Source organism: Silvimonas sp., assembly GCF_031291215.1.
GTDB classification, from domain to species: domain Bacteria; phylum Pseudomonadota; class Gammaproteobacteria; order Burkholderiales; family Chitinibacteraceae; genus Silvimonas; species Silvimonas soli.
In genome coordinates, this window is the sequence record NZ_JARLJK010000033.1 from 1 (window position 1) to 5,543 (window position 5,543).

General features: G+C 56.7%; 1 protein-coding gene. It reads right to left on the reverse strand.

Features of this window, described 5'->3' with window-relative positions; genetic code table 11:
• Positions 1 to 5,159: 5,159 nt before the first annotated feature.
• Positions 5,160 to 5,543, reverse strand: a 384-nt coding sequence (locus P4L78_RS01310; protein ID WP_309326458.1) for a hypothetical protein, incomplete at its 5' end; no start/stop codon positions are given.

Below are 5,543 nucleotides of genomic sequence, written 5' to 3' on the forward strand. Positions count from 1 at the left end.
CCTCTCACGACGTGGAGGCCCTTGCACGATGCACGGCATCGTTTCGTACAAGCTTCTCTGAGGCCCGCTGTGGGGCGGCTGGCGCTTGGCGCTTCGTCACAGCGTGTTTGTGGTATATATCTCCAAGTTTCTGCCAAGCGGGGATGACGCGGTTGAGCCTGGCATGGCGGAGGGCCAGCGATGCCGCCGTGTGAATCGTGTATGTGTGTGTGTGCGTGTTTTCCTGGCTGTGACTCCAACAATGAACGCCGTACATCTTACTATATCCTTGGGGCGCCATACGCTGTAGCAGGGGGCCCAAAGCTGCGGGGGAGCGGCTCGAAATAGGGGGAATGCCGCAAAAAAGAGGGGCGATGCCGCACATTTTAGCGGCATCCTGCCACTAAAATGAGCGGACCATGCCGCTAAAAGTAGGAACATTTGCTAAAATCTGGGGCTTAGGGATACCCCTAAAACTAGCGATTTCCATAGCACTGATGCGCCAGCGTGTCAAGAATCGTCTGTGTGGAGTTGGGCGCGGGGCCGTCATCAAAGGACAGCGCATACACACCCTGCTCCTGGCACGCGTACACGTCGGCGAGAGCCTGAGGGTGGCAGGGGCCACAGTCCACGGGACACGTCTCGCCCGTGAATTCTCGCATGCGCCCTTGCCACACACTTGCGGCGTGCATCTGTAAATGCTGTATGCCTAAATATGGGCTCAGACAGGCATGACATGTGGGCAAGTTTGTAGGGACAAAGTATGTCCCCACATCATGGCGGGTTTTTGACCCAATGGTCGTGCCTGCATGAAGTGCCTGCCCAGCATGACCACATATTGAGCCTACACAGCTTGCATGCCTGTGGCTGCCCACTTGTGATGCCTACATAGCATGCTTGCATATGGCTGCCCCCACATCATGCCTACATGTATGTCAACATAGGGTGTATTCATTTCATGCGGGCACAGTTGTGTGACCACACGAGAAGGCCATACAACGTACACGCCTGGCGAGGGCGGGCCTGGTGCTCTTGCTGGCCCTGGTCACACGCCATACATTGACGACGATGCTGTTTCCTTGGTACCATGAGCACCGGCGAGGTGCCTCAGGCAGGACATCCCCAGCGAACTCTGCGGTGTGAAAATCACCACATGACACAATCACAAGGCACACAGGGGGCAAATAACACTATGTGACAGGCATGCCTGGAGTGCAAAGGCACAACAAACAGTAAACGTACCTTGACTCGGATGTCACTGTGTCAACCGCCGCCCTGCAGGGCAGGAGGGGAAAAGGAACCCCGACTCCCCGAGGTACATTGAAGAATCGCCATGACAGCTGGCTCTGGGGCGGGGAATGGCAGAGAGGAGCGGCATTACAACCAATGCACCAGGCATGCAAGAAAAAGGCTGACCTGAAGCGTGGGGAGGCACTGGCACAGTGGCGAAGCTCCACCTTGTGAAATGGCCCAGATTGGAATGGGCGAAGTGCCTGCGAGGAGAGGGTGTACAGCTGGTCATGCAGCCCCACTAAGTTCTGCGCCTGCAGACAGGAACAGGGGCAGGGGAGAAGGGCAGCGCCGTGGCACGGCTTGGATGCCAAGTGCATTCAAAATAGAAACGCCCACAGATGCCCACATTGTATGACCACACACACGCACCTTTCCCACTCCAGTGTCCGTTGCGCTGGCAGAACCAACTCCACCCGGTATGTTGGACCTCTACGTACAAGCAAAACACTCATGGAAGGGGCTGAGCACGCTTTCAGGGGGGGGAAAGTACCTGTGTCCGATCTCATTTCAAAATGTAGCCGGATGACCACTTCAAGATCCGCGCATCCTGACCTTCCTCTTGCTTCTCGAGTTGCGTGCCTGCATGTACCATAACAAACATAAGTCCACGTTGCTGGTGGGCCCCACCAGGCCTGGGAAACTCCTGTGCTTGCCCCACTCTCTGCATTACGTAGGCAGGCTGCAATGACTGGCAGCGAAGGGAAGCCGCCACACCTCCTGGGCCTCTTACACACCCACAGACTTACTGTCTTCGATGGTGGGCTGTATGGGGGCGCTAGCTTGGCGGCAGCAGCCGGAACGGCCACCTACCTCACACTTGATCGTGTGGTGGAGACAACTGCGATGACCCCCTGTGGAACATGTTTGCATTGTTAGGCTAGTCACTAGCACCTTATGTGGGGAGGTGTGCTTGCAGCGCTGGCACATGTAGCGTTGATGGCACTCTCGAGATCGCCTTGGCTGTAGCACGTGCTCAAGGGGCTGACACTGTTGGCACTATCCCCACATGGAGCAGCTAAAGTGCGCAACGGTTGTTGCCAGGTGGTGCACATATATTTGTTGTGTGTGCAACTCATGTGGACATACATTATGCCTGCATGACGATGCCAGTATGAGCAGAATATGTTTGCCTGCATTTGATGTTGTCATAGCATGTCTGTATGGAAATGCCACTTCTATGTGCCCCCACATTCTGCCTGTTTGGCCTTGCCTGTATGAATTCTTCTGTTTTGCCTGTATGAATGTGCCTGCATGATATGTCCTCATGAACAACAATTACCAATTGGACAAAGATGGTCACACGGCCTGTCAACATTAACTTGACCTCATGAATTTGATGCATTTTGGTGCTCATATATCTGTGTACACATGAACATGTCACTCTGTGTGTTCACGCACTGGCACATCTTTGCTTTGTTTCTCCCACGCCTCCAGTGCAGCGCAAAGCACTGCAGCTACTTCCAACTCTTTCTTTGGATGCCTGGTCTTGATGTGGCGGGCAAGGGGGTTGGTGCCCCCACTTGATTTGAACAGAGTGGCCCAACCACACAGGCTGCATCGCGCCTGCATGTCAGCCTCCAGCTTGAATGAACCTCCCATAGCCTCCCAGACTGCCGAACACCGACGTGGCTCTGAGATAGGCAGTGCCTCCACGCTCGCTGGGCTAGGCGGGGGCACATGCAGGAAAGATGAAGGGTGAGTATCAGGAGAATCACTTCCAAGGGCCCGCCGTTTGCCAGTGTGAGGACAGGTTGCGTCCACATTTGTAACACCCTCACGTCTGTGTAAAACGTGGCGGATTGCAGGCGGGCTCCTTGCTGGCAGTGGCACAGGGCCGCCAATTGCTGGAATCGCCACATGAGCCATCTGGGCAGCCGCTGCGCCCTGCTTTGCAGCCATGGCCACAGCATGCGCATTCAGAGCTGCCAGTGCAATCCCCATACTGGGAAAAGGCGGTGGCCTGGCATCCGGCGCCACTACAGGGCATGACGCTTGCAGGGCAGCGCCTCGCTTAGACATAGTACCGGTACTTGTACAGGCAGCGGGTACGGGCATTTTCGTGCATCCATCATGTATGAACAGACTACGCCCTCACATATGGCCATACGTGGGCTTGGGCATTCAGAAGACACATATGCTCACATGATATGGTCACACCAGCGTGTCCATGGACGTCCATGGACAACCTTAGGCCTAACACTAACTGTCCATGGACGTCCCTGGACGTCCATGGACACCTTAGGCGAATGGCCTAACTGGCTGCTTCTGTGGTCAGGGGCACGCTTGTGTGGTCATACCATTTGGTCACATGAAGGCATGTATGACCATACAAGAAGGCACAGGAATCTCGCATGGCCATACATGTGGGCAGATTATGCCTTATGTGGGCATACAGCATTTACAGATGTGGCACCAGAGTACGCAGGGGCTTTGGACGGGGAGCCGGGTGAGGATGTGGGGGTGAAGGAGGGTGTGTTGGACGGCGTGAAGCCTACAGAGGGCGAGACTGAGGGCGTGATCCAACAATCACCATACGCCGCCTGGCAGTTGCCAATGCCGCAGAACGCGGCGGTCTGGCCACACCAGCCGTTGTTAGAACAATACCAGGTTGGTGGGCACTTGCTGCCGTCACCCGACTGGCCGCAGTCGGTGCCGGCCGAAGGGGAGGGCGTGGGAATGACATTGTGTGACGGCGATGGCGGCGTCATGGCGCAGGGGGTTTGCTCGCGGACGCAGAGCTGGCAGTGCATAGCCCATACGCAGCCTGACAGCCGTTGGACACTAGGCAGTACGAGGAGCCGGTGCCGCTGCACTGCCGCAGTGGCCATTGCTCGAGCAGGATTGCAATGTGGGGCACATACCGTACATGTAGCGCCGGACGCGCCGCCGCACCTGCCCGCGCTTGCACTGGCAGCGCACACAACCGCTGCCAGCACAAGGAGGAGAAGGTAGTGCGGGACGACGAGGGGCGCATGCTTCGCGGGGAAATGGAATGTGAACGGCGGGATCAGAATCTGATGATTTCAGGTCAGGAAGTGCAAGACAGCCGCCGCACCGCCCATGCCTGTGAGCACGACCCCTGTGTGTGAAAGCGAACTTGACACTTTCTAACTGATAACCGCACAGCACAAGCGGCGAGTTTCAAGTTCTTGCAGACCGGTTAGTCGGAAACTAATGGACTCGGAATTGAACATCATGATTGCGTTCTTGCATCAGAGCTTCAGAATCTTGTTCAAATCTTGGTGCCGCCGCTGATTCAGTGTGTGTTGCCCTATGGTTCACGAGTGTTAATACCAGTGGGTTCATTTGTACAAGCAAATCACAATATCAAAATCAAAGCAGACCAAAACACAACAGGACAGGGTATCCAAAGGGGGTATTCACAGGAGGGAAATAGCACGCTGGCCCGTCAGTGAACGTCACTTCACTGGCCACCCCTCAGGCGCCGACTGGTAACCGTACACGCTTGCATGCTGCACAGCTGCGTCTGTGTCAATGCGCCACAGTTGGTGCCCGTCGCAGTGCGGGTGGCGATCTGTGTGCCGCCGCCACACGCTTTAGAGCACTCACTGAACGCTGACCAGTCGGAGTACGTGCATGAGGCGGCTGCAGCATCAGCCCTGAACGGCCAATAGGGGAGGAGGGCGGGAAGGGAGACGCGCGTGGCGGCGTGGGCATCGAATTGTCCCCCACCTCCACCTCTGCCGTAAACATCGGCAGGCCAACTGAGTTGGGTGAACTCGCGGGCACCGCTATCGTACCACCTGATGCCAGCAGCGTAGCATAGGCTGCTTCTGTGGCCCCTCGCAGATCAGGATCCATTAGCAGCTGTGCAATGCCTTGTGCGGCAACACCCCATGACGTCATACCATCATTCACCGCGCGTGTTAACACAGTTCGCTGCGCCTTCCCCCAATCCCCGCCCACACGCCACCACGGCTGCCTGCTGGGAGACACGTCTTTGGGAGAGTCATTAGGGAGCGGTAGGAAGGCGGCTTGTCGGACAGCTTGCGGCGAACAAAGGGAGAAGGGGAGGAGGGCACAGCAACCACGGGGCCACTGCTGCCTGTAGCGGCCGACACGGGCGAATCGTTGTTGGCGTGTGTCACGTACTCCCCTTCATCGCCGTCGTCTCCGTAAATCGGCATGTCAAGCTCCAGCAGCGCCCCCATGCTCGCCAACTGCGCCCGCGCCTCTGTCAACTCTGTGTGTGTACGTGAAAGTGCCTGCTCCAGCGCGCGGTTCTTGTCTCTCATATCCATGATGACAGC